2 protein-coding genes are annotated in these 1334 nt (G+C 34.3%); both read right to left on the reverse strand.

What is annotated here, in order from left to right; translation table 11 throughout:
- Positions 1 to 127: 127 nt before the first annotated feature.
- Positions 128 to 901 (reverse strand): membrane protein insertase YidC, encoded by a 774-nt coding sequence (yidC, locus tag BFL01S_RS19625; RefSeq protein ID WP_061786723.1) that lies wholly within the window; start codon positions 899 to 901, stop codon positions 128 to 130.
- Between the two features lie 32 nt (positions 902 to 933).
- Positions 934 to 1197, reverse strand: coding sequence for a hypothetical protein (locus BFL01S_RS19630; RefSeq protein ID WP_061786724.1), 264 nt, complete (start codon positions 1195 to 1197; stop codon positions 934 to 936).
- Positions 1198 to 1334: the final 137 nt, after the last annotated feature.

Genomic DNA, 1334 nt, shown 5'->3' on the forward strand with positions numbered 1-1334 from the left:
TGTCTCAGTCTCTTTTTGTTATGCCTTAGAAATATGTAAGTTAATCCAATTTATATCATTTTTCACAAGTAAAATGTTGTTAACCAAAAGAAAAAGGCAATCGTATATACTACGACTGCCTTTTTCTTTATTTTGTAGGAGCTGGTTTAGTATCTGATTTACTTTTTAGGAACGTCATTCTCTTTTTTAAATAATAACCTTGTCCAATACCAAATAAGTTACCAATTACCCAATATAGAGCTAAAGCTGACGGAAGTGTAAAACCAGCTACTAATACGAAGATTGGCATAATGTTCATCATCATCTTCATTGGAGGCTGAATTTCATCCGTCATACTTACACGAATTTGTAAGAATGTTGTAATAGCTGCAACAATTGGTAAAATAAAGTATGAATCTGGAGCACCTAAGCTTACCCATAAAAATGAATGTTCCGCAATTTCTCCCGTACGTGCAATGGCGTTATAAAACGCAAAAATAATTGGCATTTGAATTAAAATAGGTAAACATCCACCTAGTGGGTTAATTTGATGTTTTTGATACAAAGCCATCATTTCTTTTTGAAGCTTTTGCTGCGTTTCAGGATCTTTTTTACCTGCATATTTCTTTTGTATAGCTTCCATTTCCGGGCGTAATGCTTGCATAGCCATCGTGCTTTTTTGCTGTTTTAAAATAAGCGGTAATAAGACTAGACGAATAATAATCGTGACAGCAATAATTGATAAACCATAACTACCACCAAGGAATTCTGCTACCTTTGTCAAAGCAAGAGACAGTGGATATACAAAGTAGTGATCCCAAAATCCACCGCTTGTAGACGTAACAGGATTTTGTGTACTACACCCTGCTAATGCAATTAATACCATTCCTAAAACTGCTACTAATTTATAATGTCGTTTCATTTTCTTTCCTCCTAATTGTTTAAATGATTACATTAAGCAAAAATAAGAAGGAAAGGGTCTTCTTCATCCGTGTTTTTTTCTTTTACCGGTGTTTTTCTATATACATGAATAAGCGTCTTCAAACGCTTCCATGCCGTAAATACTGCTACGCTAGTTTGAATACAAGTCGATTCTCTTAGCTCCTCTGTGCGTACCGCTACATACCTCGATTCCCGAAGCATATAATAGCAGACTACATAAGCCATAAGGGCAGTTAAGTACGGAACATATAGAAACAAATCATGATAAAAATCCATATGTTTACTCTCTTTCTAAACTGTAGTTAATGAATCTACTAGTAGTGTAGCATTTACAATGTGCTGACACAATACGTACGTCTTTATCTTCTACGGTTTATTTGTGAAAAAGTTTCATCAAGGCTTATATTTTATAG

This window comes from Priestia flexa NBRC 15715, assembly GCF_001591565.1.
In the GTDB taxonomy this organism is placed as follows: Bacteria; Bacillota; Bacilli; order Bacillales; family Bacillaceae_H; genus Priestia; species Priestia flexa.